The sequence below is a fragment of the Rubrobacter aplysinae genome (assembly GCF_001029505.1).
Lineage (GTDB): Bacteria > Actinomycetota > Rubrobacteria > Rubrobacterales > Rubrobacteraceae > Rubrobacter_A > Rubrobacter_A aplysinae.
The window spans coordinates 1-24,355 of record NZ_LEKH01000017.1 but is presented as its reverse complement, the minus strand read 5'-3'; the positions used below and the strand labels follow the sequence as shown (position 1 = coordinate 24,355).

Annotated in this window: 25 protein-coding genes; all 25 read left to right on the top strand. The window is 68.1% G+C overall.

Going from position 1 to position 24,355, the window contains the following annotated elements:
- The first annotated feature begins 15 nt into the window (after positions 1 to 15).
- The gene (coaBC, locus tag ABD53_RS13360; RefSeq protein ID WP_047866314.1) at positions 16 to 1,206 is read left to right on the top strand and encodes a bifunctional phosphopantothenoylcysteine decarboxylase/phosphopantothenate--cysteine ligase CoaBC; all 1,191 of its coding nucleotides are present in this window, start codon (positions 16 to 18) and stop codon (positions 1,204 to 1,206) included.
- Between the two features lie 19 nt (positions 1,207 to 1,225).
- Positions 1,226 to 2,443 (top strand): methionine adenosyltransferase, encoded by a 1,218-nt coding sequence (gene metK / locus ABD53_RS13355; protein ID WP_047866333.1) that lies wholly within the window; start codon positions 1,226 to 1,228, stop codon positions 2,441 to 2,443.
- 19 nt (positions 2,444 to 2,462) lie between these two features.
- Positions 2,463 to 4,865 carry a primosomal protein N' family DNA-binding protein gene (locus ABD53_RS13350; RefSeq protein WP_152670783.1) on the top strand — a complete coding sequence of 801 codons (2,403 nt, stop codon included), beginning with the start codon at positions 2,463 to 2,465 and terminating at the stop codon, positions 4,863 to 4,865.
- Between the two features lie 2 nt (positions 4,866 to 4,867).
- Positions 4,868 to 5,362 (top strand): peptide deformylase, encoded by a 495-nt coding sequence (gene def, locus ABD53_RS13345; protein WP_047866312.1) that lies wholly within the window; start codon positions 4,868 to 4,870, stop codon positions 5,360 to 5,362.
- A gap of 53 nt (positions 5,363 to 5,415) precedes the next feature.
- Complete coding sequence (gene fmt, locus ABD53_RS13340) at positions 5,416 to 6,330, top strand: methionyl-tRNA formyltransferase (RefSeq protein WP_047866311.1); 915 nt, start codon at positions 5,416 to 5,418, stop codon at positions 6,328 to 6,330.
- A gap of 152 nt (positions 6,331 to 6,482) precedes the next feature.
- Complete coding sequence (locus ABD53_RS13335; RefSeq protein WP_047866310.1) at positions 6,483 to 7,121, top strand: PglD-related sugar-binding protein; 639 nt, start codon at positions 6,483 to 6,485, stop codon at positions 7,119 to 7,121.
- Entirely contained in the window at positions 7,121 to 7,873 is a 753-nt protein-coding gene (locus tag ABD53_RS13330) for a prepilin peptidase (RefSeq protein WP_047866309.1), read from the top strand. Before ABD53_RS13335 ends, ABD53_RS13330 begins: the two co-directional genes overlap by 1 nt.
- Before the next feature lie 3 nt (positions 7,874 to 7,876).
- On the top strand, positions 7,877 to 9,025 hold the full coding sequence (gene pilM, locus ABD53_RS13325) for a type IV pilus assembly protein PilM (protein ID WP_084709670.1): 1,149 nt from the start codon (positions 7,877 to 7,879) through the stop codon (positions 9,023 to 9,025).
- 52 nt (positions 9,026 to 9,077) lie between these two features.
- The gene (locus ABD53_RS13320; protein WP_152670782.1) at positions 9,078 to 9,809 is read left to right on the top strand and encodes a PilN domain-containing protein; all 732 of its coding nucleotides are present in this window, start codon (positions 9,078 to 9,080) and stop codon (positions 9,807 to 9,809) included.
- Entirely contained in the window at positions 9,809 to 10,510 is a 702-nt protein-coding gene (locus tag ABD53_RS13315) for a type IV pilus inner membrane component PilO (RefSeq protein ID WP_047866306.1), read from the top strand. Before ABD53_RS13320 ends, ABD53_RS13315 begins: the two co-directional genes overlap by 1 nt.
- Before the next feature lie 35 nt (positions 10,511 to 10,545).
- Positions 10,546 to 11,352: a hypothetical protein gene (locus ABD53_RS13310; RefSeq protein WP_152670781.1), complete on the top strand. Its 807-nt coding sequence runs from the start codon at positions 10,546 to 10,548 to the stop codon at positions 11,350 to 11,352.
- A gap of 148 nt (positions 11,353 to 11,500) precedes the next feature.
- Positions 11,501 to 12,745 carry a chorismate synthase gene (gene aroC, locus ABD53_RS13305; RefSeq protein ID WP_047866304.1) on the top strand — a complete coding sequence of 415 codons (1,245 nt, stop codon included), beginning with the start codon at positions 11,501 to 11,503 and terminating at the stop codon, positions 12,743 to 12,745.
- A gap of 9 nt (positions 12,746 to 12,754) precedes the next feature.
- On the top strand, positions 12,755 to 13,267 hold the full coding sequence (locus ABD53_RS13300) for a shikimate kinase (RefSeq protein ID WP_152670780.1): 513 nt from the start codon (positions 12,755 to 12,757) through the stop codon (positions 13,265 to 13,267).
- On the top strand, positions 13,252 to 14,382 hold the full coding sequence (aroB, locus tag ABD53_RS13295; protein WP_053058069.1) for a 3-dehydroquinate synthase: 1,131 nt from the start codon (positions 13,252 to 13,254) through the stop codon (positions 14,380 to 14,382). The genes ABD53_RS13300 and aroB overlap by 16 nt, the downstream gene beginning before the upstream one ends.
- Complete coding sequence (locus ABD53_RS13290; RefSeq protein ID WP_047866303.1) at positions 14,375 to 14,851, top strand: type II 3-dehydroquinate dehydratase; 477 nt, start codon at positions 14,375 to 14,377, stop codon at positions 14,849 to 14,851. Before aroB ends, ABD53_RS13290 begins: the two co-directional genes overlap by 8 nt.
- Positions 14,848 to 15,267, top strand: coding sequence for a GFA family protein (locus ABD53_RS13285; RefSeq protein ID WP_047866302.1), 420 nt, complete (start codon positions 14,848 to 14,850; stop codon positions 15,265 to 15,267). Before ABD53_RS13290 ends, ABD53_RS13285 begins: the two co-directional genes overlap by 4 nt.
- Positions 15,268 to 15,398: 131 nt before the next feature.
- On the top strand, positions 15,399 to 15,956 hold the full coding sequence (efp, locus tag ABD53_RS13280; protein WP_047866301.1) for an elongation factor P: 558 nt from the start codon (positions 15,399 to 15,401) through the stop codon (positions 15,954 to 15,956).
- A gap of 80 nt (positions 15,957 to 16,036) precedes the next feature.
- Positions 16,037 to 16,438 (top strand): transcription antitermination factor NusB, encoded by a 402-nt coding sequence (nusB, locus tag ABD53_RS13275; protein ID WP_047866300.1) that lies wholly within the window; start codon positions 16,037 to 16,039, stop codon positions 16,436 to 16,438.
- Positions 16,431 to 17,384 carry a polyprenyl synthetase family protein gene (locus tag ABD53_RS13270; protein ID WP_084709667.1) on the top strand — a complete coding sequence of 318 codons (954 nt, stop codon included), beginning with the start codon at positions 16,431 to 16,433 and terminating at the stop codon, positions 17,382 to 17,384. The genes nusB and ABD53_RS13270 overlap by 8 nt, the downstream gene beginning before the upstream one ends.
- A gap of 255 nt (positions 17,385 to 17,639) precedes the next feature.
- Positions 17,640 to 18,425, top strand: a complete 786-nt coding sequence (locus ABD53_RS13265) for a TlyA family RNA methyltransferase (protein WP_047866329.1) — start codon at positions 17,640 to 17,642, stop codon at positions 18,423 to 18,425.
- Between the two features lie 23 nt (positions 18,426 to 18,448).
- The gene (locus ABD53_RS16150) at positions 18,449 to 19,282 is read left to right on the top strand and encodes an NAD(+)/NADH kinase (protein WP_160309696.1); all 834 of its coding nucleotides are present in this window, start codon (positions 18,449 to 18,451) and stop codon (positions 19,280 to 19,282) included.
- Positions 19,283 to 19,314: 32 nt separating this feature from the next.
- A complete protein-coding gene (gene recN / locus ABD53_RS13255; RefSeq protein WP_047866299.1) occupies positions 19,315 to 20,991 on the top strand; it encodes a DNA repair protein RecN in 1,677 nt (558 codons plus the stop codon).
- A gap of 332 nt (positions 20,992 to 21,323) precedes the next feature.
- Entirely contained in the window at positions 21,324 to 22,955 is a 1,632-nt protein-coding gene (locus ABD53_RS13250; protein WP_047866298.1) for a CTP synthase, read from the top strand.
- Between the two features lie 109 nt (positions 22,956 to 23,064).
- Positions 23,065 to 23,664, top strand: coding sequence for a hypothetical protein (locus tag ABD53_RS13245; protein WP_152670779.1), 600 nt, complete (start codon positions 23,065 to 23,067; stop codon positions 23,662 to 23,664).
- 154 nt (positions 23,665 to 23,818) lie between these two features.
- On the top strand, positions 23,819 to 24,355 hold a 537-nt coding region (locus tag ABD53_RS13240), incomplete at its 3' end, for an alanine dehydrogenase (RefSeq protein WP_047866327.1).

Below are 24,355 nucleotides of genomic sequence, written 5' to 3'. Positions count from 1 at the left end.
GCCGCGGCAACCGGGTTGATACTGTTCAGCGTCGGCCCCGGTCCCGGGGCTCTGCGTGCCCCGGAGGCGGTCGGACTGCTGGCGGAGGCCGGATACGAGGTAGAGGTATATCTGGAGAGCGGGGCCCGGGAGTTTGTGGGCCCCGCCTCTTTTCGTGCCCGGGGCGCCGCCGGGGTTACCCTGGAATCAGAAGGGTCAGGAGAGTCGGAAGAGCATCGTGAAGCTCCTGGCAGCCCGGAGGCGCTAATATTCGCGCCCGCCGGTGCGGCCGGGATCTCTCGCCTGGCCCACGGTCTCGGGGAAGCTCCACCGCTGCGGCGCTACGCTGCCGGTGCCCGGTACCCGTGCCCGGTGGTGGTCGTGCCGGAGCTAGATCCCGGTACCGCCGCTCACCCGGCGGTAAAGGAGAACCTCACGCTGCTCATAGAAGATGGCTGTGTGATCCTCGGTGCGTCTGAAATGGGCGACTCTGCAATCGGCTATCCCGCCGCGCGTGACGTGGTGGCCCGCGCCCTGCACGAGATCGGCGGGCCCCTGGACGGCCTTCACGTGGTCGTAACCGCCGGTGGTACGCGCGAGCCCGTGGACAGTGTCCGCTTCATAGGCAACCGTTCGTCGGGCAAGATGGGCGCCGCCGTGGCTCGCGAGGCTTACCGCCAGGGCGCGCGGGTATCCGTGGTCGCGGCGAACGTGTCCGAGGTGGAGCCCGGCGTGGACTGGTATCCGGTAGAGACCTTTAGAGAGCTCCAGACGGAGACCACGCGCCTCTGCGAATCCGCCGATGCTCTCGTAATGGCCGCCGCCGTCTCGGACTTTACCCCGGCTTCACCGCTACCGGACGAGAAGATCCGTCGCGGCGGGCGCGAGACCATGTCCCTAGAGCTGTCCGCGACCCAGGACATACTCGCCGGCGTCCGGGCCAGATACCCACAGCTGCCGGTGGCCGCCTTCGCCGCCACCCACGGCGACCCACGCCCCGACGCCCGTGAGAAGCTCGCCAAGAAAGGCGTAAACCTCGTGGTCGGCAACGACATCTCCGCTCCCGGCATAGGCTTCGGGAGCGAAGACAACGAAGCATACATAGTCATGGAAAGCGTCTCTGACGGGGGTTGCGAGGAGCATTTCGTTCCCCGAGGCCCAAAAAAGGAGTTGGCATCCGTTATACTGGGCCACTTGACGCCGGCAATCAAGCATAGGGAGGTATAACGGCGTGGCCGAAAATACCATTCCGGGCACCCAGACCAGCGGCCAGGGTAGTGGGAGTGCGGGGACTTCGCATCTTTTCACATCCGAGTCCGTAACCGAGGGTCACCCGGACAAGATAGCCGATCAGATCTCGGACGCCGTCCTGGACGCGGCGCTCACGGAGGACCCCGCAAGCCGTGTGGCCTGCGAGACTTTGTGTACCACCGGGCTCGTGATCGTGGCCGGTGAGATCACCACCAAGACCTACGTAGACATCCCGACGCTGGTGCGGCACAAGATCGAGGAGATCGGCTACACCCGGGCCAAGTTCGGCTTCGACAACGAGACCTGCGGCGTGATGAGCAGCATAGACCCGCAGTCGCCGGACATCGCCCAGGGCGTTGACCGGGCGCTGGAGCACCGCTCCGACGAGGAGCTGAACGAGGTCGGCGCGGGAGATCAGGGCATGATGTTCGGCTTCGCCTGCTCGGAGACCGAGGAGCTGATGCCGTTGCCGATAGACATGGCCCACCGGCTTACCCGGCGGCTCACCGAGGTTCGCAAGAGCGGGGATCTCGAGTACCTCCGGCCCGACGGCAAGAGCCAGGTCACGGTACGCTACGAGGGCAACCGGCCCGTGGGTATCGAGAAGGTCCTGGTAAGCGCCCAGCACCAGGAGGGCATGGAGGACCGCATCCACGACGACATCCTGGAGACCGTCGTCCGGCCGGTGATCCCCGAAGAGTTCTTCTCGGCCAGCACCGAGGTCCTCGTCAACCCCACCGGAAGGTTCGTGGTTGGTGGTCCCCAGGGTGATGCCGGGCTCACGGGACGTAAGATCATTGTGGACACCTACGGCGGCGCGGTCGCCCACGGCGGCGGGGCTTTCTCCGGCAAGGACCCGACGAAGGTTGACCGCAGCGCGGCCTACGCCGCCCGCTGGGTTGCAAAGAACGTGGTCGCCGCCGGCCTGTCCGAGCGTTGTACGGTACAGCTCGCCTACGCCATCGGCGTCGCGCACCCGGTCAGCATCATGGTGGACACGCTCGGCACCCACAACGTGGACCCGCAGAAGATCAACGATCTCGTAAACGAGCACTTCGACCTGCGTCCGGGTGCGATCATCCGCGACCTGAAGCTGCAGCGCCCGATCTACACCGGCACCGCCGCCTACGGTCACTTCGGCCGCAGCGAGCCCGGATTTACCTGGGAGGAGACCTCGCGCGCCGACGACCTGCGCCGCGCCGCGGGGCTCTAGCCTGTAGCCGATGCCGTAGTTGGCGAAACCCGCAGCTTTCACGGCGCAAACGCAGACCCGCGCCTCGCGGCCCCGTCAGGGCATCCGCGAGGCGCGGGTCTGTCTGCTCATACCCACCAGGGCGCTGCCCCTGATGAGCTACCGGGTGCCGGAGGCTCTGCGCGGCAGGCTCCAGGTAGGCTCGGCGGTGGTGGTGCCGTTATCGGGCTATTCCCGGGTGGGCATCGTGGTGGAGACGGGGGAAGCCGGACCGGAGCGCCCGGATGTTCTGCATCGCAGCCTCGAAGAGGTGCGCCGCGTGCTGGGCAGTCTCTCCCTCGGGCCGGAGCTCGTAGGATTATGCCGGTGGATCTCGGAGAGCACCGCGCTGCCGCTACCCGTGGTGCTGCGCAACGCCCTGCCCCCAGGTGTCAGGATAGACTTGTACCGAATCGTCGAGCCCGGCCCCGGCTGGAGCTGGCGGCGGGGCTCTCTGGTAGAGCGCGCCGCGCTCCGCAAAAGCCTGGGCAAAGAGGCTCTGAAGGAGGCCGAGGCGGCGGGACGTATCGCGCTCTCGCCCGCGCCCTCACGCCGCGAGAGGGTCGAGTGGGTCACGCCCCTGGAGCCGGCCCCGGATCTCACCCGGGCCCCGCGCCAGTGGGAACTGTTCGAGAAGATCTCCTCCCGCGGCGCCTGCCGCGTGCGCCCGCTGCTCGAGGAGACCGGGGCGCGCCGGCAGACGCTCAAGGGCCTCGCTGACCGGGGCGCGGTCCGGCTGGAACGCCGCTCCGGCTCGTCGCCCGTGGAGGCCGCCCGGGGCCCGAATCACACAGAGCTCCTAGGGCCCGCACAGGGGGTAGAGGCGCCTCTCTCCCGGGACTCCGCAGAGGAGATGTTGGAGCGGGGCGGGGCTTACCTGTGGCGCGTTCCCGGCGGCGAAGAGTCGGGCGCGGTGGCCGGGCTCTGCCGGGTCGCGGCCGGACGCTGGGAGCAGGCCCTGGTGCTCGCCCCCGAGGTGCGGGACGTCGAGCGGCTGGTCGCGGAGCTAGGGGCGCTGCTGCCCGCCGGCACGACCGTGGCCCCGTATCACAGCGGGCTCGGGAGGGAACGGGCGGCGGTGTACGAGGCCGCGCGCCAGGGGGCCGTGGACGTCCTGGTCGGCACCCGGGCCGCTGCCCTGATACCCCTGAGCCGTCCGGGCGCCATCTGCGTCGTGGACGAGCCGAACCCCGCCCACCGCGCCGAGCCCGGGTACGAGGGGATACCCCTGCACGTCCGGCAGATCTCACTCGAACGAGCCCGGCGCGAGGGTGCGGCCGTCCTCCTGCTGTCTTCGGCGCCGTCGCTCACGATGTATCTCGCCGCCCGGGATGGCGCCGTGCGGGAGCTAGAGCCCCGCGAAGCCGCTAGCTGGCCCAGTGCCCGCGTCGTGGACATGCGCGGCTCCGGGGCCGCCATGAGCGGCGACCTTCTCGACGCCTGCCGCGAGGGCATGTCCGGGGGCTCCGAGGATGGCGGCGTCGGCGTGATCGTCAACCGCCTGGGCTACGCCACCTCGGTCTCGTGCGCAGGCTGCGGCACATTCGTCTCTTGCAAACGCTGCGGCTCGCCGCTGGTGCTGCACGGGGAGGCTTCCGGCAGCGGTATCCGGGGCGAGATGGTCTGTCACCACTGCGCCTCCCGCAGCCCCGCCCGGCAAGAGTGCGCCGCGTGTGCGGTATGCGGCTCGGGGAGGCTCGTGCCCACCGGCCTCGGGGTGGAGCGAGCCCGGAATATCCTGGCCGAGAGCCTCGACGAGGAGGTCGGCCTGATCACCGCCGGCCGCAGCGCCGGGAGGGACTCGAAGGTGCTGGTCGGTACGGCGCACGAGGTCCTCTCCCGCAGGTGGGACACCGTTCTCGTGCCGGATGCGGACTCCTTGCTCTTCGGGGGCGACGTGTTCGCCGCCGAGCGCGGCTTTCGCACGCTCTACTCGGCGGCGGAGTCCGCCGGGCGGCGCGTCGTGGTCCAGACACGCGACCCGGAGAATGCCGTACTCGAGTCCGCGCTGCGGGGGGACTACCCGGCCTTCGCGGCCGGAGAGCTGCCCCGGCGCAAACGGGCCGGATACCCGCCCTACCTCTGCTTGGCCGCGTTGACGCTTGAGGGAGCAGAACCCGCCGTGCGGCGTGCGGTAGAATCCCTGACGAGCCCCCGGGAGCCCGCCGTCCAGGCCACAGTGCCCGTGCCGCTGGCCAGAGAAGAAGCTAGGGAAGCCAGAGAAGTCAAAGAAGCGAACGGCGCGGGAATCTGGCGGGTCATACTCCGGTCCCGCGGTCGCCCGGAGCTCTCGGAGGCGCTCTCCGCCGCGGCAGAGATACCGCACGCCGGACCAAAACGCGGCCCAAGAGCTCCAGGAGAGGTACGTAGAATAAAGATCGAACTAGACCCCGAGGAGGTATAGAGTTGGCGCTTGAGATCCGGACCTTCGGAGACCCGGTACTGAGGTCCGCCGCCACGCCCGTCGAGGGCTTCGACGAGGCCCTCTCCCGGCTCGCCGAAGACATGCTCGTCTCCATGCGCGAGCACGAGGGGGTCGGCCTCGCCGCCACCCAGGTCGGACGCCTGAAGCGGATCTTCGTCGCCGGCCTCGAGGACGAGGAGTATGCCGTCGTCAACCCGGTCATAGAGAGCCGCTCTCAAGAGACCGAGACGGATACGGAGGGCTGCCTATCTCTACCTGGAGTTCAAGTAGAGGTCGAGCGTCCGGTGAGCATAATCGTCACGGGCTACGACCCCTCTGGCGAGATGATCCGGATCGAGGCCACAGAGCTATTAGCACGCATAATACAGCACGAGATGGATCACCTCGACGGGATCACCATCTTGGAGCGCACGGACCGCGAGTCCCGGCGCGAGGCGATGCGGGGTCTCCGGGAGCGGATGCTGGCCCAGAGGTAGGGCCGGCAAGGTTGGCTAGTCCGTGACAGAGTCCGCGGCTACAGGAGGATGAGTTGAGGATCGCCTTCGCGGGCACCCCGACATTCGCGGCCACGGTGCTAGAGGGGCTGCTGGCCTCGGAACACGAGGTCGGGCTCGTGATCTCACAGCCCGACTCCCGCCGGGGCCGGGGACGCAAGACCACGCCCACGCCCGTCGCAGAGCTAGCGGCGCGCTCCGGCTGCGAGCTGCGCCAGCCCGGACGTATCGGGGAGGCGGCCGGAGAGATAGGCGATTACGATTCTCTGGTAGTCGCGGCCTACGGCCAGATCCTCCGCGCCGACACCCTCGGAGCCTCGCCCCGGGGAGCGTGGAACGTGCACGCCTCGCTGCTTCCGGCCTACCGGGGAGCGGCTCCGGTTGAGCGGGCGATCATGGCCGGTGAGGACACGACCGGCGTAACCATAATGCGTATGACCGAAGGTCTCGACACCGGGCCGTTCATCCTGCGGCGTGAGATCGGCCTGGGCCCGCAGACCACCGGCGGGGAGCTGACCGCGGCCCTGGCCGGGCTGGGAGCTGAGGCGATAGTGGAGGCCCTGGACCTCGTGGAGGCCGGATCGGCGGAGCCCGAGGAGCAAGACGAGTCCCGGGCGAGCCACGCAGCCAAGATCTCACCGGAGGAACGATTCGTGGACTGGAGGCTCGACGCCCGGCGGGTACACGACCACATCCGGGCGCTCTCGCCGCACATAGGAGCCAGGGCGACCCACCCGGACGTCGAGGGTCCGGTAAAGCTGCTGGGCTCCCGGGTGGCCGAGGCGGGCGGCCTCGCGCCGGGGGAGATCTTCTCGGACAAGCGCCGTATCCTCGTCGGATGCGGCTCGGACTCCATAGAGATTCTGGGGCTCCAGCTCCCGGGCTCGAAAGCCCTGACCGCCGCCGAGTTCCTGGTCGGGAACCGGCTGGAAGGCGGCTTCTCCGTTTAACCCTCTGTTTGGCCTTCCGCCCAGGTGCCCGAGGGCGGAGTCATGGCTACGATGCTAGAATTTTCCGAGTTGCGAGGGGCGTAAGCGCGAGATCACTCGCTTGCTCGACCCGGGAGGAGGCCGAGATAAGAGAGCCGGAGGCCAGGGGCGGCGTGACGCAGCCCGAGGTCCAGGTACAGGAAGAAGAGGTCGGCGCGGGGTTCAGGATCGCCGTCGTCGGAGCCGGGGGCTGCGGCAGGATGGTCCTCGACGTCTTGCTGGCCTGCGGGTATGAGTCCTGGATCATGGGCTTCTACGACGACGCGCACGCCGACCTGCCCGGGGAGGTGCGCGGCTTTCCCGTGCTCGGGGATACCTGGATGCTAAAAAGCCTGCTCTCCGTGGAGTCCGTGTTCGTCGTCGTCGCCATAACGGATAACGCCGCCAGGCTCCGGGTCGCAAACTCCATCCGGGCCCTCGGGGGGCAGTTCATGTCCGCCACGCACCCGGCGGCCTACGTCTCGCCGGAGGCCACCGTCGGGGACGGCTCGGTGATCTGCGCCGGGGCCGCGCTGCACCCGGATGCCGGCCTCGGCAGTCATTGCATGGTCGGCAGCGGGGCCGTGCTGGACCGCGACGCGACGGTCGGGGCCGGAGCCTGGGTATCGGCGGGCTGCGTTATCGGCGCGGGCGCCGCGGTCGGCGCGAGGACGCAGCTAGGATACAACTCCGTGATCGGGCGCAAGACGAACGTGCCCGACGGGACGGAGATAGAGGCCCTCCGGTACGCCGGACCGGACGCCGGGGCCTGATGCTGCTGGCGCTCGTGCTACTCCCGTTCGGCCTCGTGATCGGGAGTTTCTTAAACGTCGTGATCCACCGGGTACCCCGTAAGGAGTCGGTGGCGTGGCCCGCGTCTCACTGCCCGGGCTGTGGCGCGGCCCTGCGCAAGCTGGACAACATCCCGCTCCTCTCCTATGTGGTTCTGAGGGGCCGCTGCCGGGAGTGCGGGGCCGGTATATCGCCGCGTTACCCGCTGGTCGAGCTCGCCACCGCGGTGCTGTTCGCGGCCGCCGCCTACCTTCTCGGTCCGAGCGTCGAGCTGGCGACGGCCCTGATCCTCGTCTGCGCGCTGGTCGCACTGGCCGTTACCGACCTCGAACACCAACTCCTGCCGAACGTCATCGTCGTGCCGGCGCTGCTGGCCGGGCTGGTACTCTCCGCCGTGGCGAACCCGGCGGGATGGTGGACGTATCCGGTCGTGGCCGCCGGGATGGGCGGATTTTTGCTGGCGCTGGCGCTCGTCTACCCCGGCGGCATGGGGATGGGCGACGTCAAGATGGGCGCCATGCTCGGAGCCTTCCTCGGCGGCTACGCCGCGCTGGCCGTCTTCCTCGCCGCGCTCGCCGGGGCGGTGGTGAGCGGGGTACTCATGGCCACCGGCCGGGCCGGGCGGCGCACGAGGATACTGTTCGGGTTCTTCATGGCCCTCGGCGGCCTCGCTACCCTGTTCGCCGGGCCGGGGCTCTGGGGCGGATATCTGCGCTTACTCGGGGGAGGGTAGGGTGTGAGGGGATTTGTGGGGAATCTTGCGAAAGCCGGTCGAGTCGGGCGGCTCGGCGGGCAGGGTATAGGGCTCGACCTGGACCGGGGCGCGCTCAAGGCGGTGCAGGCCTCCCGCAGTGGCGGCTCCTACTCGCTGCGGCACGTCGGGTATCGCAGGCTCGCATACGGCGCCATCGTGGAGGGGGAGGTCGCCGACCACGATCTGCTCGCCTCCGAGATGAAGGAGTTCTGGGCCGCGCACGACTTCAAGGGCAAGAGCGTGCTTCTGGGACTGTCGAACCAGAAGGTCGTCGTCCGGCTACTGGAGATGCCCCGGATGAGCGACGAGGATCTCAGGGGGGCGATCCAGTTCGAAGCCCAGGACAGGATACCGATTCCGCTGGATCAGGCGGTCATGGACTACGTCTCGCTCGGCCCCGGGCCCGAGGGCTCGGACCTCGACCGGGTCCTGGTCGTGGCCGCCGAGACCGACATGATCCGCCGCTTCACCTCGGCCGCGCGCGCGGCCGGCCTCAACCCCAAGGGCGTGGACGTAAAGGCGCTCTCGCTGGCCCGCTCCACGCTGCCGCTTTTCGCCGACGAGGAGGGCGCTGTGGTGCTGCTCGACGTGGGATCGGAGCTCTCGAACCTCGTCGTGGCCCAGGAGCGCAACCCGATGCTCGCCCGCTTTCTGCCCGGCGGCTCGGCCCAGATATCCGGCACCGTCTCTGACTACGCGCGCATACCCGAAGAGGAGGCCGAGCGTCAGCTAATGAACCCCGCCGTCCACCTCGGCGACTCCCGGCGCGAGATCGAGGGCGAGAGCTGGGCCCCGGACGAGGAGATAGAGATCGACCCGGCCGTGCTCTACGACGTGCGCCGGGGGGTGGAGGACGCGGTGCAAACACTCGCCGAAGACGTGCAGAGGTCTATTGAGTACCATTACTCCCAGCCGGGTTCGCGGGAGGTTGCGCAGGTGGTCGTGTCTGGGGAGGGGACCATGATCTCTGGTTTCGACGGTTATCTTGGAGAGCTGCTCGGGCTGCCCGTCAGCCGGGGCCGGCCGCTGGCGAAGATCGGGGCAAACCAGTCCAACGTCTCCGACGAACAGCTCGAGCTCATGGAGCCGGTCCTGGCGGTGGCCCTGGGACTCGCCGTCGAAGATACATGAGACCCGGTGAAGAGAGCGGCGGGGGCCGTAAAAACCCCGGGGGTTGGGCCGCTTGAGGCGGATAAACCTCCTACCCGAGGACGAGCGCCGGTGGCGGCCACTCAGCGGTCTTACCGGGTCTTCAGTGTCCGCGGTGCCGGGCGGTCTCGTGGGGTTGCTCGCAATCTCCGGGGCCGTGCTCATCGTGCTGATGGCCGGCGTGTACCTCGTCTACGCCGTCATGCTCGGTAATGTGGAAGAGGAGATAGCGGGCCTCGACGAGCAGATCACGGACCGCCAGGCGCGGGTGGCCGAGCTCCAGCCTTTCGACGAGTTGCAGGCCAGCCTGGACGTGAAGAAGCCCGTCGCGGACGGCATCTACCGTACGCGATTCGCCTGGGACGGATTTCTCGAAGGGCTGTCCTTCGTTACCCCGGACACCACCAGCCTGGAGAGCTTCGAAGGAGAGGCCTCCCAGGTCGACGTGAGCGCCCAGAGCGGTGAGATTCTATCGCCGCCGGGCTCGATCTCTTTCGACGCCCTCGCCCTCGCCGACTACCGCAACGTCGCGGATTTCGTGGTACAGATGAACGCCCTCAGCTACCTCGACAACTCCGGGCTGGAGAATGCCGAGCTGGACCGCGAGACCTACGAGGAGCCCGCTATCCTGTTCCAGGCCATCTCTCGCCTCCTGACGACGGTCGGGGAGAACGGCGACGAGGTCCCAATCGGCGGGAGTGGAGATACCGGCGACGATGAAGATAATAGCGGCGACAACGGCGGCAACAACGGCGGGGAGGGATAGTGGACCGCCAGCAGCGCAACCTCCTGATAATAGGGGCCGGGGTACTCGTGCTGCTCCTGATCGGGTACTACGTGTTCCTGCTCGGGCCGCTGCGCGAGAACCTCTCGGAGCGCCGGGACGAGCGCGACGCCAAGCAAGAGCAGCTCGCTCAGCTCGAGAGTGAGATCTCCCGCCTCGAAGGGATTCAGAGCCGCGCCCCGGAGATCGAACGCCAGCTACTACAGCTCTCCCGGCGCGTCCCCGAGCAGCCCGAGATCCCGACCCTGGTGGTCCAGGTGCAGGAGATAGCGGAGGCCTCAAACGTCACCCAGCTCCTCGTGCAGCCCGAGGACCCCGAGCAACCCGAAGACGGTGGTGAATACACCATCATACCCGTTACAATGAGCTTCGAGGGTAGCTACGAGCAGCTCCAGGAGTTCCTGCTGCGGCTGAGGAACCTGACCCGGCTGGTGACCGTGGAGTCCGTGGTCTACGAGGCCGTGGACGAGGATACGGAGGGAGACGAGGATACCTCAAATACCTCCGAGCAGGCCTCGGATGGCGAGAGGACGCTCCAGATCGAGCTCGGCACCGAGGTCTACGCCCAGCCCGGCGAGGACGGGATACAGACCAACGCCGAGCCGGACGCCGGAGGGGAGGGAGACGCAGGTGGCTCAGATGATACAGGTGATTCAAGTGACGAGAGCGACGAAGGTGGCTAGCGGAAGCCGTATAATGGCGGTAAAGATGGATGTGAATGTCCGGTAAATTGTACGAAGGCATGACCCGCACCCCGGGCCCGCCCCGTAAGGGAGGCCAGAAAGGCCGTGTCCTGTTACTCGCCGCTCTCACGGCTACCCTACTCCTCTTCGGCCTGGCTACTACGTGGGCCCTCGGCGGCGGAGGCGGTCACGAGGCCCGGGCCCAGTCCTCCGGGGACGACTCCGGCGGAGCCGTACAGAGCGGGGATGACTCCGGAACCATCCCCGACGGAGATCCCGACTACGCCGCTTTCGGCGAAGAGCGAAACCCCTTCAACCCGGTTGTGGCCGAGGCCGAGACGGATGGCGCCAACGCCGGGTCAACTACCGGAGACGGGGGTGCCGAAGCGGACGCTACTACCGGCAGGAACGAAGCAGGTGCTCGGAGCGGAGACGGAAGTGGTGGCGAGAGCACGGGCTTCGGCGCCGATGGAGGCTCTCCCGGAAGCCAGGGTTCGACTTCTTTGCAGGGACAGAACGGCGAAGACGGCGCTGGCGGAGCTAGTCAGACCCCGCAGGATAGGAATACTGCGGCGGGTGGTGCGGCCACGGCTCCGAACGGGGAACAGGTTGACTGTAGCAACATCGAGCGTGATTTCGACAGGCTGCTCTGTGAGGAGGAACGAAACGGTGGCGGTAACGGTGGCCGGGACGCGGCGGATCAGCCGGACTCCGCCGGTCAGCGGGGCCCCGCCGGCGTGCAGGGTCCTCCCGGCTCCGGCGGCTCCGGCCGCTCGGGCGCCGGACAGCCCCCGGAGGACTTCCGCAACGGTGGCAACGCGGGAGGCGGGACGTACAAGTAGTACGAGTAACGCCACCGGCAACGGGCGGAAACGGATGTCCTCGGAGAGAGACTGGGTTATATTTATCTTTCGGCCCGGATGGTCCGGGTCGTATTTCCGGCTCTCACAGGGCCCATGACAGAGGTATTAGAGAGGATACGGGGCGGATTTGAGGTTTAGCTTTTCGACGGCGGGCGAGTCGCACGGCCCGGCAGAGGTAACGCTGGTACACGGGGTCCCGGCCGGGCTCCCGCTAACCGTGGAGGATGTGGACCGGGACCTCGCGCGCCGGCAGAAGGGTTACGGGCGCGGCGGCCGCCAGAAGATAGAGCGGGACGGGATCGAGTTCATCGGCGGTGTCCGGCACGGCAGGACCCTGGGCGCGCCGGTGTCCATGTTGATCCGCAATCAGGACTACGCCAACTGGGAGGCCCGGATGACGCCGGACCCGGTCGAGGAGGGCAAAGACGGGAAGCACAACCAGCCCGTTACCCTGCCCCGGCCCGGTCACGCCGACCTCGCCGGGATGCAGAAGTACGCCTTCGACGACCTCCGCAACGTCCTGGAACGCTCCAGTGCCCGAGAGACCACCGCCCGGGTCGCGGCCGGAGGCGTGGCGAAAAGGCTCCTCTCCGAGTTCGGCATCGAGATACACAGCGCCGTGTACCGCATAGGCGGCGCGGCCACCGAGAAGCAGACCGCCGTCGCGGGCGCGGCGACGGCCGACGAGTCCGACGTGCGCTGTCCCGACCCCGAGGCCGCCGAGAAGATGAAGGCGGAGATAGACGCCGCCCGCCGCGACCGGGACGCCCTCGGCGGGGAGTTCGTGGTCGTGGCCCGCGGCTGCCCGCCCGGTCTTGGCTCCTACGTGGACTGGCGCGACAAGCTGGACGCGAAGCTCGCGGCGGCCGTGATGTCCATAAACGCGATGAAAGGCGTGGAGTTCGGAGACGGCTTCGACGTGGCCCGCCACCGCTCCAGCGAGGTGCAGGACGAGATCGTACCGTCGGAGAACGGAGAGGGCGTTGCGGGCCTGACGCGGACCAGCAACCGCCTCGGCGGCCTAGAAGGTGGCATGACAAACGGCGAGCCCGTGGTGGTCTGCGTCGCGATGAAGCCCATCTCGACCATCGCCAAGGCGCTGCAGACCGTGGATCTCTCGACCGGCGAGCCTTCGAGGGCCTTCAGGGAGCGGGCCGACTCCTGCGCGGTGCCGGCGGCGGCCGTGATCGGGGAGGCGATGGTCGCGGTCGTGCTGGCCGAAACCTTTCTGGAGAAGTTCGGCGCGGATAACCTGACCGACCTGCGCTCCTCCTACGAGTCCTACATGCGGCGCCTGCAGGGCACGGTCGGCGGCGTGCGCTCTGCCGCGCCTTCCGGCTCCTCTGGCTCGTCTGGTTTCGGGCCGTCCTAGAGGCCGGGGGTGCCTGCACAGAGCCCGAGGCCAGTGGCGCTCGTGGGTTACATGGGCAGCGGCAAGAGCACCGTCGGCCGGATGCTGGCCCGCGGCCTCGGCTGGACCCTGGTGGACCTCGACCGTGACATACGCCGTCGCGAGGGGCGCTCGATACCCGAGATCTTCTCCGAGTCCGGCGAGGCCCGCTTCCGCGAGGTGGAGCACGAGGCGCTCGCCGCAGCTCTCGACGGCGCGGAGAGGCGGGTGGTCGCGTGTGGCGGGGGCGTGGTGTTGGAGCCTCGCAACCGCGAGTTGCTGCGGCGGGCTGACACGGTATTTCTGCACGAGGATATAGAGGCGCTGTACGAGCGAACCCGCCGTCCGGGCAGGCCGCTCGCCGCCGGCGGGTTCGCGGACTTCGAGCGCCGGTACGAGGAGCGCCTGCCGTTGTACCGGGAGGTCGCCGGGCTGAGGATACACGTCGGCAACCGCCCGGCGCGCAAGGTGGCGAAGGAGATCGAGCGTTGGCTGAAGGGGTAGACGGCGTAGACCGGCATCGAATACCCGTCGGGGGTTCGAGCCCGTACGACGTGCTGGTCGGCCCCGGCCTCCGGACGGGGGAGATCTTGGCTGAGGCGGTGGGCGCAGCGGCGGGGAACGCCGCATTCGGAGCAACCGGCGCGGCGGCCATACTCACGGACTCCAACGTCGGCCCGTTGTACGCGGCGGGGCTCGCGCGCTCGCTGCGGTCCGCCGGGATGGACGTCTTGGAGACCGTCGAGGTTCCCGCCGGAGAGGGCTCGAAGAGCCTCGAAATCTACGCGGAGGTACTCGGCAGGCTCGCCCGGGTCGGTCTCTCCCGGAACTCCGTGCTCGTCGCCCTGGGGGGAGGCGTGATCGGCGACCTCGGCGGCTTCGTGGCGGCGAGCTACCTGCGGGGCATCGGGTTCGTGCAGGTGCCGACCTCGCTGCTGGCGATGGTGGATAGCTCGGTCGGGGGGAAGGTCGGGGTGGACCTGCCGGAGGGGAAGAACCTCGCCGGGGCCTTTCTCCAGCCCCGCGCCGTCGTCGCCGATACCGCCATGCTCGGCTCGTTGTCGGGACGTGAGGTCTCGTGCGGGCTCGCCGAGGTGCTGAAGATGGGCCTGCTCTCGGGGGGAGACTTCTACCGGGACCTGTCCCTGCTAGAGCCCGCCCGCGCGGGGGATCGGGGCGCCCTGCTCACGCTCGTGGCGCACTCCGTACGGTTCAAGGCCGGGGTGGTGGAGGCCGACGAGCGCGAGTCGGGACGGCGCGCCATCCTCAACTACGGTCACACCATCGGGCACGGCCTGGAGGCGGCCGCCGCATACTCTCTGGCCCACGGCGAGGCCGTAGGGCTCGGGATGCGGGCCGCCGCGCGGCTCTCCGAGAAGCGGTTCGGCGTGGAGCTTGCCGCGGAGCAGGACGAGCTTCTCGGGGCCGCCGGGTTGCCGCTAGGGACGAAAGGTGTCGAGCCGGCGGCAGTGCTCCGGGCGATGGGCCGGGACAAGAAGCGCCGCTCGGGAGATGGTGGGCACCGCTTCGTGCTGCTGGAAGAGATCGGGCGTCCCGTCTGGGACGTGCCCGTATCCGAAGAGGAGGCTCGATTGGCCGTGGAGGAAGTGGTTGAATAGTCCCCGTACATATAGCGGACGGATACTGGTGCTAAACGGCGTCAACCTCGGTAGGCTCGGCCGCCGGCGCCTGGAGGTCTATGGCGGTCTCACCCTGGACGACATCCGGTCAGAGCTTCAGGAGACGTTCCCGGGGACCGGGATAGACTTACGCCAGACCGACCACGAGGGTGAGATGGTGGCCTGGATCCACGCCGCCGCGCCGGATGGAGAGGAGGGCTACGACGGCCTCATAATAAATCCCGGAGCCTGGACCCACTACGCCTACGCCCTGCACGACGCGCTGGAGATGGTCGAGATGCCAAAGGTCGAGGTCCACCTCTCCAACGTCCACGCCCGCGAGGGCTGGCGGCGGGAGTCCGTGATCTCACCCTCCGTGGACGCCGTTATAGCCGGCATGGGCGCCTTCGGATACCGGGCCGCCGTCTCCTACGTCCTCTCCAGAGACCACGCCCCGGAGCCGCGATGAGCCTCTCCGGGGAGAACGCGGCGACCGGAAGATGCCTCTGCGGCAGCTTCCATTTCGTGGCGCACGGCGAGCCGCTAACGTGCGTGTACTGTCATTGTGTGGACTGCCGGATATCCAGCGGCGCGCCGGTCTCCGCGCTCGTCGGCTACGACGCCGAGAAGGTCGAGTACACCGGGGACGAGCCGAAAAAGTACCAGTCCTCGGAGACCGTGACCCGCGCCTTCTGCGGCACGTGTGGCGGCACCGTCTCTTACGAAGACGAGCTGCTTCCGGGTGAGATCTACCTGCACGCCGGCCTCTTCGACGAGCCCGATAGGCTTGCTCCAACGGTGCATAGCTGGCACTCGCAGGCCGTAAGCTGGCTCTCTATAGACGACGGTCTGCCCCGCCACGAAAAGAGCAGCAAGCCACGCTAGACGTTCGTGGATATCCGTTAGCCCGGGCCCCGGTTGTGCGATAATATCGGCCCGTGCGCGGCAGGTCCGCCACGATGCCAAGCCATACCGAGTCTTACCGGGTTTTAGAAGCGTTTAGGAGTACGAGTACCATGATATCCACCAATCAGTTCAAGAACGGGACCACGATAAAGGTAGACGGCAAGCGGTTTACCATCGTGCAGTTCCAGCACGTAAAGCCGGGCAAGGGGGCCGCGTTCGTGCGCACGAAGCTGCGCAACATAGACACCGGCTCGGTCCAGGACAAGACCTTCCGGGCCGGCGAGAAGCTCGAAGACATCCGCACAGAGTCGAGGCCCGCGACCTTCCTGTACTCGGACGGTGAGAGCCTGCACTTCATGGACGCCGAGTCCTTCGAGCAGGCCGCCATACCCGCCGGCGTCGTAGGAGATACCGCGGACTTCATCGCGGCGAATACGACCGCGAACATACTCTACGCCGACGGCGAGGTCGTCAGCGTGCAGGCCCCGCCCCACGTCGAGCTAGAGGTAGCGGATACGGACCCGGGAGTAAAAGGCGACACCGCGACCGGCGGCAGCAAGCCCGCCACCATGGAGACCGGCCTTACGGTGCAGGTGCCGCTTTTCGTGGAGCGCGGCGACCGGCTGCGCATAGACACTCGTAATCGCGAGTACCAGACCCGGGTCTAGAGGCCCGGTCCCGCGCGGGGGAGATTGGTGAAGAGGCGAAGAGCAGTGAAAAGTAGGGAAGACGAGACGGAAAGGCACGAGTGAGCCGTAGACGCGCCAGAAAACAGGCCTTCCTCACGCTGTATCAGAGCGACGTCACCGGGGTCGGGCTGGATAGCATCCTGGCGCGCTGGCGTCACTATAAAGGCGACCTCGAGGAGTACGCCGAGGAGCTCGCCCGGGGCGTTGAGCGGGACCGCCTCGATCTCGACGAGCGCATCGGCGAGGCGGCGGAGGGGTGGAAGATAGGCCGCATGAACTCGGTTGACCGCACCATAATGCGCCTCGCCCTGTACGAGATGATCAACGCCCCCGACGTGCCCCAAGAGGTCGCCGTAAACGAGGCCGTGGAGCTCGCCAAGGGCTTCTCCAGTGAAGAGGCGCCGGGGTTCGTCGGCGGCGTGCTGCGCGGGGCGGGCCGAGAGTTGATCGGGCATGGCTAGAGGCCCGTATCCCCGCTCACGCCCGGCCCCGCCGGAGAGTGAGCCTTCCTGGGACGCCGTGTGGGAGTCCCACCGCTCGGCGTTCGAGGGTTATCTGGAGGGCCTGTATTTCTCGGCCGAGCCTCGCCTCTCGCGGCTGGTCGAGGCCATGCGCTACTCGATGCTCGGCGGTGGCAAGCGCGTAAGGCCGACGCTGTGTATGGAGGTCGCCCGCGTGTTCGGGGCCGACCCGGAGCGGGTACTGCCGGCCGCCGCCGCCGTGGAACTCATACACACGTACTCCCTGATCCACGACGACCTGCCGGCGATGGACGACGACGATTACCGCCGGGGGCGTCCCACCACCCACAAGAAGTACGGCGAGGCCCTCGCCATCCTCTCGGGGGACGCCTTTTTCGGGGAGGCGATGATGCTCGTAACCGGCGAGCAGGAGGGCACTCCCGAGCAGCGTCTGGAGGCCGCCCACGCCCTGGCCGCCGCGACCAGCGTCGAGGGCATGGTCGGCGGGCAGGTAATAGACGTCGAGAGCACCGGGGCCGGCTCCGGCGCGGACCCCGAGACCCTCTCCCTGATCCACGGCTTCAAGACCGGGGCGCTCATCCGGGCCTCGGCCCGGATGGGTGCGGTGCTCGCCGGGGGCAGGGGTGGCCCTCTGGAGGCGATAGGCGTCTACGCCGGAGAGCTCGGGCTCTGCTTCCAGATCGTGGACGACCTCCTGAACGCGACGGCGACCGCCGACGAGCTTGGAAAGAGCGCCGGGAGCGACGCCGAGAAGGCGAAGGCGACCTTCGTCGGGGTGTACGGCCTGGACGGCGCCCGGGGCGAGGCCGACGCCGCCCTGGACCGCGCCCTCGGGGCCCTAGAAAAGGTCGAGCCGGCCCCGACCGGCGAAAAGACCGGCGGGCTCCGGGAGCTCGCCCTGTTCGTCCGCAACCGGGGCAGCTAGACCTGCCCGCGGACGCGAGACGGGGCGTGCAGCGCAGACAGTGTGGCCCGGCCGTTGTAGGCTTTGCGTCTTGGGTATTTCAAGTGCTTCTTAAGTGCTTCAGGCGTCTCAGGGGTTTGAGAGCCGGCATTGACGGCGTGGGTTAGGTCTCGGAGGTCTCGGGGGAGCATGGCTACGGACGGAACCGGATCACGGGGAACGCGAGGGACACGATACGGATCACAAAGAGTTACGGCTGCGACCTCCAAGGAGCGTCTGGACAATCTGCTCGTCGAGTGCGGTTTGGCCGAGAGCCGCAGCCGGGCGCAGGGCATGATTCTGGCCGGTTCGGTCCGGGTCGGCGGCGAGGTGGTTACCAAGTCCGGTAGCCGTCACACCGGAGACGCGGAGATCTCCGTCGAAGAGCGGAGCCCGTACGTCTCCCGCGCCGGGGAGAAGCTCGCCGGCGCGCTGGACGAGTTCGGCGTCGAGGTCGGGGGGCGTGATTGCCTGGACGCCGGAGCCTCGACCGGGGGATTCACCGACGTTCTGTTGCAACGGGGGGCCTCGCGGGTGATCTCGGCCGACGTCGGCTACGGACAACTGGACTGGAGCCTGCGCAACGACCCCCGGGTCGAGGTGCTCGAACGGACCAATATCCGTTACCTCTCTGTGCGGGATCTCCCGTTCGAGCCTGACCTGCTCGTCGGGGACCTCTCGTTTATCTCGCTGCCGGTTGCGCTGGCGGGCGTGGCCGGGTCCGCCGAGAACCTGCGGGAGATGGTGCTGCTCGTAAAGCCCCAGTTCGAGGCCGGGCCGGAGCAGGTCGGGCGCGGCGGCGTGGTCCGCGACCCTCTCGCCCGCGCCGCCGCCATAACCCGGGTGGCCGAGGAGTTCGAGCGGCTCGGGTTCGGGGCGGTGGACCTCACCCGGGCCTCCGTTACCGGGCGGCGCTCGGGCAACCAGGAGTACCCGCTGCGGCTCCTGCGCGGCTCCGGCCGGACGCTTACCGCGGAGCGCATCTCCGAGATTTCCGAGATCTCCGAGGCGGTCCAGGGGTGAGCTGGAGCCCGGAAGATCCCACCTTGCGCCGAGCCGGCATCGTCAAGAACCCGGACGTGGACCCGGAATATGCCAGCCGGCTCGTGGCCGTCCTGGAGAAGCACGACGTCGAGGTGGTGGGGAGCGCCGAGGTCTCTTACGACACCCACGACACCGAAGACACCCACGACACCGAAGACACCCACGACACCGAGAGTCCCGTGGACGGTGCGGCGGACGTGATCTTCGTGCTCGGCGGCGACGGGACCATGCTCAGGGCCTCGAAAACCCACCCCGGGAAGGTACTCCTTGGGGTGAACCTCGGGACGGTCGGCTTTATGAGCGGGATGAGCCCGGAGAACATAGAGCCTGGCGTTGAGCAGGTCTTGGAAGGGGCCCTGCACGTGCAGGAGTACCGGCTCCTGGAGATAGAGAGCGGCGGAGAGCGGCGGCTCGCCGTCAACGACGCGGTCCTGCTCAAGAAACGGCCGCACCAGATCGCCTCCGTCGAGGTATCCGTCGGCGGGGAACGTCTCGCCTCCTACCAGTGCGACGGCCTCATAGCCGCTACGCCCCTCGGCTCCACCGCGTACGCACTCTCCGCCGGCGGCCCCATAATCTCCGGCGACGTGCCATGCTACACCCTGGTCCCCATAGCGCCGCACTCGCTGGTCAGCCGCCCGATGGTGCTCGGAGGAGAGCAGCGCACCGAGCTCACCCTCAACACCCGCGGAGCCCTGCTGTCGCTGGACGGCGGGGAGCCTTACGAGCTCGAACCAGGGTCCACCGTCAGGGTGGGTCTCTCCGAGGAGAGCATAAAAATAGGCCGCACCGACGAGTGGAGCTGGTGGCGGGCGGTGAGGAGGACCTTCCTGTGAGGATCTCGTGAGGCTTTTATGAGGAATCCTTAGTGCTTACTGAGCTCTCCGTCCGAAACGTCGCCCTCATAGAGGAGGCCACGCTGGAGTTCGAGCCCGGCCTCAACGCCATAACCGGCGAGACCGGGGCCGGAAAGACCCTGCTCGCCACCGCCCTTCAGCTCCTGCTCGGGGGCCGCGCCCGCTCCGAGTCGGTGCGCGCAGGCTCCGAGAAGGCCACGGTCGAGGGTACGTTCGTGCTGCCGGAAGATCTCCTCGGCCGCACGCTCTCGGAGGCGCTCGGCGATCTGTACGACGAACTTGACGAGGGGGATCTCGCCGAGGGGCTGACCCTGCGCCGCACCCTTACCGGGGAGGGGCGTTCGCGGTGCTACGTCTGCGGGGTCTCGGTGCCGGTAAAGGCGCTCGCGGCCATCGGCGACCGGCTGGTCTCCTATCACGGCCAGCGCGAGCAAGGCAAGCTCACCGATCCCGCCGAGCAGCTAAGAATCCTGGACGACTTCCTGCCGGAGCGGGCGCGGGAGGCGCTCAAGGAGCACGCGGCTCTCTGGCGCGAGGTCGAGCGTGACCGGCGGGAGCTGGCCGAGATCTCCTCCGGCGCCGAGGCTCGCATCCGGGAGCTGGACTTTCTCCGCTACCAGGTCTCGGAGATACAGGACTCCGGCTACTCCGCCGAGGAGGCCGCCGCCCTCGCCCGTGAGCGTGAGCGGCTGCGAAACGTCACCGACCTCCTGGAGGCCGTCGGGACCGCAACCGGTGCGCTATCCGGCGAGGAAGGCGGAGCAATGCAGGGCGTCGGCCGGGCGCGCTCGGAGTTAGAGCGGGCGGGCGGCTACGACGAGGGGCTGTCCGGGCTCCTGGAGCGGGTCGGCGGCATCGGGGCGGAGCTTGAGGACGTGGCGTACGAGCTCCGATCCTATTTGGACGAGCTGGAGGCCGACCCCGGCAGGCTGGACGAGATCGAGGGCCGCCTCGCCGATTTCCGGGAGCTCGAACGCAAGTACGGCGAAAACGTGGAGGGGTACCTGGAGGAGGCCGGCCAGAGGCTCTCCCGGCTGGAGAATGCCGGAGAGGAGACCGAGGAGCTGGAGCGCAGGATCTCCTCCGGAGAGCAGAAGCTGGAGTCGCTGGCCGCCGGGATCACGGCCGGGCGCGAGGAGGCGGCCGCGGCGCTTGCCGGGCGGGTTCAGGAGAACCTGGCGGACCTCAAGCTGGGCGGCACCACCTTTCTGGCGGAGCTGGCCGAGACCGGGCCCGGACCCTCGGGCCGGGAGCGGGTGGAGTTCACCATCCGGCCAAACCCCGGCGAGCCCCTGCTGCCGGTCCGCCGCTACGCCTCCGGCGGGGAGCTGTCGCGCATCATGCTCGCCATCCGGCTGGCCCAGGAGAGCATCGAGCCCGGCGCGACCTACGTCTTCGACGAGGTGGACGCCGGAATAGGCGGCGAGACCGCGACCGCCGTGGGCGAGAAGCTAAAGAGGCTCGGCGGCCGCAATCAGGTCCTGACGATCACCCACCTGCCCCAGATCGCATCGGGCGCCGGCTCTCAGGTGGTCGTCGCAAAGGAGGAGAGCGCCGGGCGCACCATCACCCGCATCCTGCCCGTCCAGGGCGAGGAGCGCCGCCGCGAGCTGGCCCGGATGCTCTCGGGCCGGGTGGACGACGCCTCCCTGACCCACGCCTCCGATCTGCTCGGCGAGGAAGACTGACCCTGGAGCTGAAACGAGGAGCTGAAACGAGAAGCGAAAACGAAGTGAATTCCCGTAAGTCCCTCCCGGGAGGCTGTTTTATTTTCGTCTCCGAGGGCGTATCATGCCGCTGGAAGCCGGGGTTTTTCGGCGTCCGGCGGAGACTCGTGGCCTGCCGTGGCCCGTCCGCCGTACGCTTTCCCCGCGACTGATACATTATGTATTAGCGCCATATATTCGCGAGTAGGTTCAGATATCGGGATGGTAGGAGATTTAGCGGAGGTCGTGGTTTTTGGGTTCTACGGGGCCGGTGGTGAGCAGTGGGTGAGCCGAGACGAGACGGAGCGGGAGACGTGACGAAGTACATCTTCGTCACCGGCGGGGTCGTATCCTCTATAGGCAAGGGGACCAGCGCCGCCGCCCTGGGGATGCTCCTCAAAAGCCGGGGGTACCGGGTGGTCCTGCAGAAGTTCGATCCGTACTTGAACGTGGACCCCGGCACCATGAACCCGTACCAGCACGGCGAGGTGTACGTCACGGAGGACGGCGCCGAGACCGACCTCGACCTCGGACATTACGAGCGTTTTCTGGACGAGAACCTCGGGCGACTGTCCAACGTCACGACCGGCAGCGTGTACTCGGAGGTCATAAACCGCGAGCGGCGTGGGGATTACCTCGGGGCGACGGTGCAGGTGATCCCGCACATAACGAACGAGATCAAGAACCGCATAGGCCGTCTCGGCCAGGACAACGACATCGTCATAACCGAGATCGGCGGCACCGTCGGCGACATCGAGAGCCTGCCGTTTCTGGAGGCGATCCGTCAGTTCCGAAACGACGTTGGGCGCAGGAACGTGCTCTACGTCCACGTCTCCTACGTGCCGTACATCGAGGCCGCCGGGGAGCTGAAGAGCAAGCCGACCCAGCACTCCACCCAGCGGCTGCGTGAGATCGGTATCTCGCCGGACGTACTCATCTGTCGCGCCGACCGCCCTATAGAGGAGGACGTGCGGAAGAAGATCGCGCTCTTCGGCGACACGGAGCTCGACTCGGTGATACCGGCCGAGAACTCCCCGACCCTGTACGACATCCCGCTCGCCCTGCACGACTCGCGGCTGGACGATCTGGTGCTCGACAAGCTCGGCCTCGACGCTCCGGGGGCGGACCTCAGGAGCTGGCGAGGGCTGGTGGACAGGATCATGGGCGCGGAGGAGACGGTCCGGGTCGCGGTTATCGGGAAGTACATCAAGCTCCAGGACGCCTACCTTTCCGTGGTGGAGGCCCTGGGTCACGCCGGGGGAGCCCACGGTACGAAGATCGAGCTGGACTGGGTGGACTCCGAGGAGCTGACCGACTACCGGGCCGCCCGCGACCGGCTCTCGGAGGCGGACGGGGTGCTCGTGCTGCCGGGCTTCGGGGACCGGGGTACGGAGGGCAAGGTGGAGGCGGCGCGCTACGCCCGCGAGAGTGGCACTCCCTATCTCGGCCTGTGCCTGGGGATGCAGATCGCGGTGATCGAGTACGCCCGCCACGTCGCGGGCCTCGCCGGGGCGAACTCCTCGGAGCTTGACCCCGAGACGGAGCACCCGGTGATAGACATCATGGCGGATCAGGTCGGGGTGGAGCTCGGCGGCACGATGCGCCTCGGGGCGTATCCGTGCCAGATAGCGCCCGGCACCCTGGCCTCCCGCGTCTACGGCGAGACGATGGTCCAGGAGCGCCACCGCCACCGCTACGAGCTGAACAACTTCTACCGCGAGCGGCTCACCGGCTCCGGCATGACCTTCTCGGGGACCTCGCCCGACGGCCGGCTCGTGGAGATCGCTGAGGTCCAGGATCATCCGTTCTACATCGGTTGCCAGTTCCACCCGGAGTTCAAGAGCCGGCCGCTATCACCCCACCCGCTGTTCCGGGGCTTCGTCGGGGCCTGCCGCGAGTCCCGGGCCGTCCTCTCCAGAGAATCCAGAGAGACCGAGGCGGGGTAGCGGGTTACACGCCTGCACGTCGCAGGTAGATGCGGGTAAAGATTCAGGTAAACGTAAGGTGAGCCTCCTCGATACCCGCCTTCCGAACCGCATGCCGAAGGGGGACGACTTGCTCAGGCTGCACGGCGTTCTCGCGCGGGGCCCACTGGTGGTGGGGTTGTTGGAGGACGAGCCGGCGGGTGTGATCCAGACGCGCAACGCCGGGGTTGCCGAGTTCGAGGCCAGCCTGGAGTGGCCTCCCGGGTGGGATACCCGGGTCGCCGTGCTCCCACTGCTACCCGCCGTGGATGACTCGAAGGTCCGGGCGTCCCTGCGGGAGTCCACTGATTCGGAGGTCACGATGGTGCGGGGTACGCTGGCCGGTCTCGACGAGGAGGATCTGTCCGCCGCCCTGGACGAGCTGCTGCGGACCGTCGTCTCGGTGGCCGGGGTGCGGGAGGCGGCGCTCAGGACGCGGGTGGCGCGCCCGGCCCGGGCCTACGCTCCCGAGCCCGGCGCGGTACAAGGACTGGCCCTGCGGTTGTGGAGAGGCGGTGTGCGGGTGCGTTTCGGGCCGTCGTGGAGTCCGACTCCAGAAGGCGCAAAAGATGGTGAAGATAGAGAAAACGCGGAAGACACGGGGCGCGCGGATGTCACGCTCGGTTGCCGGGGGGCGCGGAAGGAGATGCTGCGGGCGCTCGGGGTAGATCACGGCCACCAATCCGGTTAGTCTTTGGGTGAGGTGTATAAGGTGTATAAGGTGTATAGAAGAAGTGCCGAAGAAGCGCCCGGGAGAAGCGGTTAAGAATTGCGTGGGCGCGGCGTGGGTGTAGGATGACCGGCGGAGTGTACGAGAGAACGGTGAGATTTCTGGGGGCCGTGGCTTGAGGATCGGGGTGGTCAAGGAGCTTACGCCGGGCGAGAGCCGGGTGGCGCTTACGCCGCACGCCGTCAACGAGCTCTCGCGGGCCGGGCACCGGGTGCTCGTCGAGCCCGGCGCGGGGGATCTTGCGGCGATACCCGACGAGGAGTACGCGGAGGCCGGGGCCAGGATGGCGGCGGAGGCGTCCGAGGTCTACGCCGAGGCCGAGCTGGTAGCCAAAGTTTACGGCCCGGTGCCGGAGGAGTACGGGTATCTCAGGCCGGGGCTCATGATCTTTGCCTTCCTCTCGCTCGCGGTGAACCGGAGGCTCACGCGGGCCCTGCTGGACTCGGGATGCGTGGCCTTTGCGATGGAGAGCGTGCGGGACGAGCGGGGCCGGCTGCCTCTGCTCACCCCGATGAGCGAGATCGCGGGCCGGCTCGTGCCCCAGATCGGGGCCCACTATCTGCAGCGGCCCTCCGGCGGGCGCGGGGTACTGCTCGGCGGGGCCACGGGCGTGAGGCCCGGCAGGGTGGTCGTGCTCGGGGCGGGCATCGTG

Bases quoted from the DNA above. Each gene is read 5' to 3' on its own strand.
- efp (WP_047866301.1), top strand. From the start codon at position 15,399: ATGATATCCACCAATCAGTTCAAGAACGGGACCACGATAAAGGTAGAC.
- ABD53_RS13270 (WP_084709667.1), top strand. From the start codon at position 16,431: ATGGCTAGAGGCCCGTATCCCCGCTCACGCCCGGCCCCGCCGGAGAGT.
- ABD53_RS13285 (WP_047866302.1), top strand. From the start codon at position 14,848: ATGAGCCTCTCCGGGGAGAACGCGGCGACCGGAAGATGCCTCTGCGGC.
- ABD53_RS13310 (WP_152670781.1), top strand. From the start codon at position 10,546: ATGTCCGGTAAATTGTACGAAGGCATGACCCGCACCCCGGGCCCGCCC.
- ABD53_RS13330 (WP_047866309.1), top strand. From the start codon at position 7,121: ATGCTGCTGGCGCTCGTGCTACTCCCGTTCGGCCTCGTGATCGGGAGT.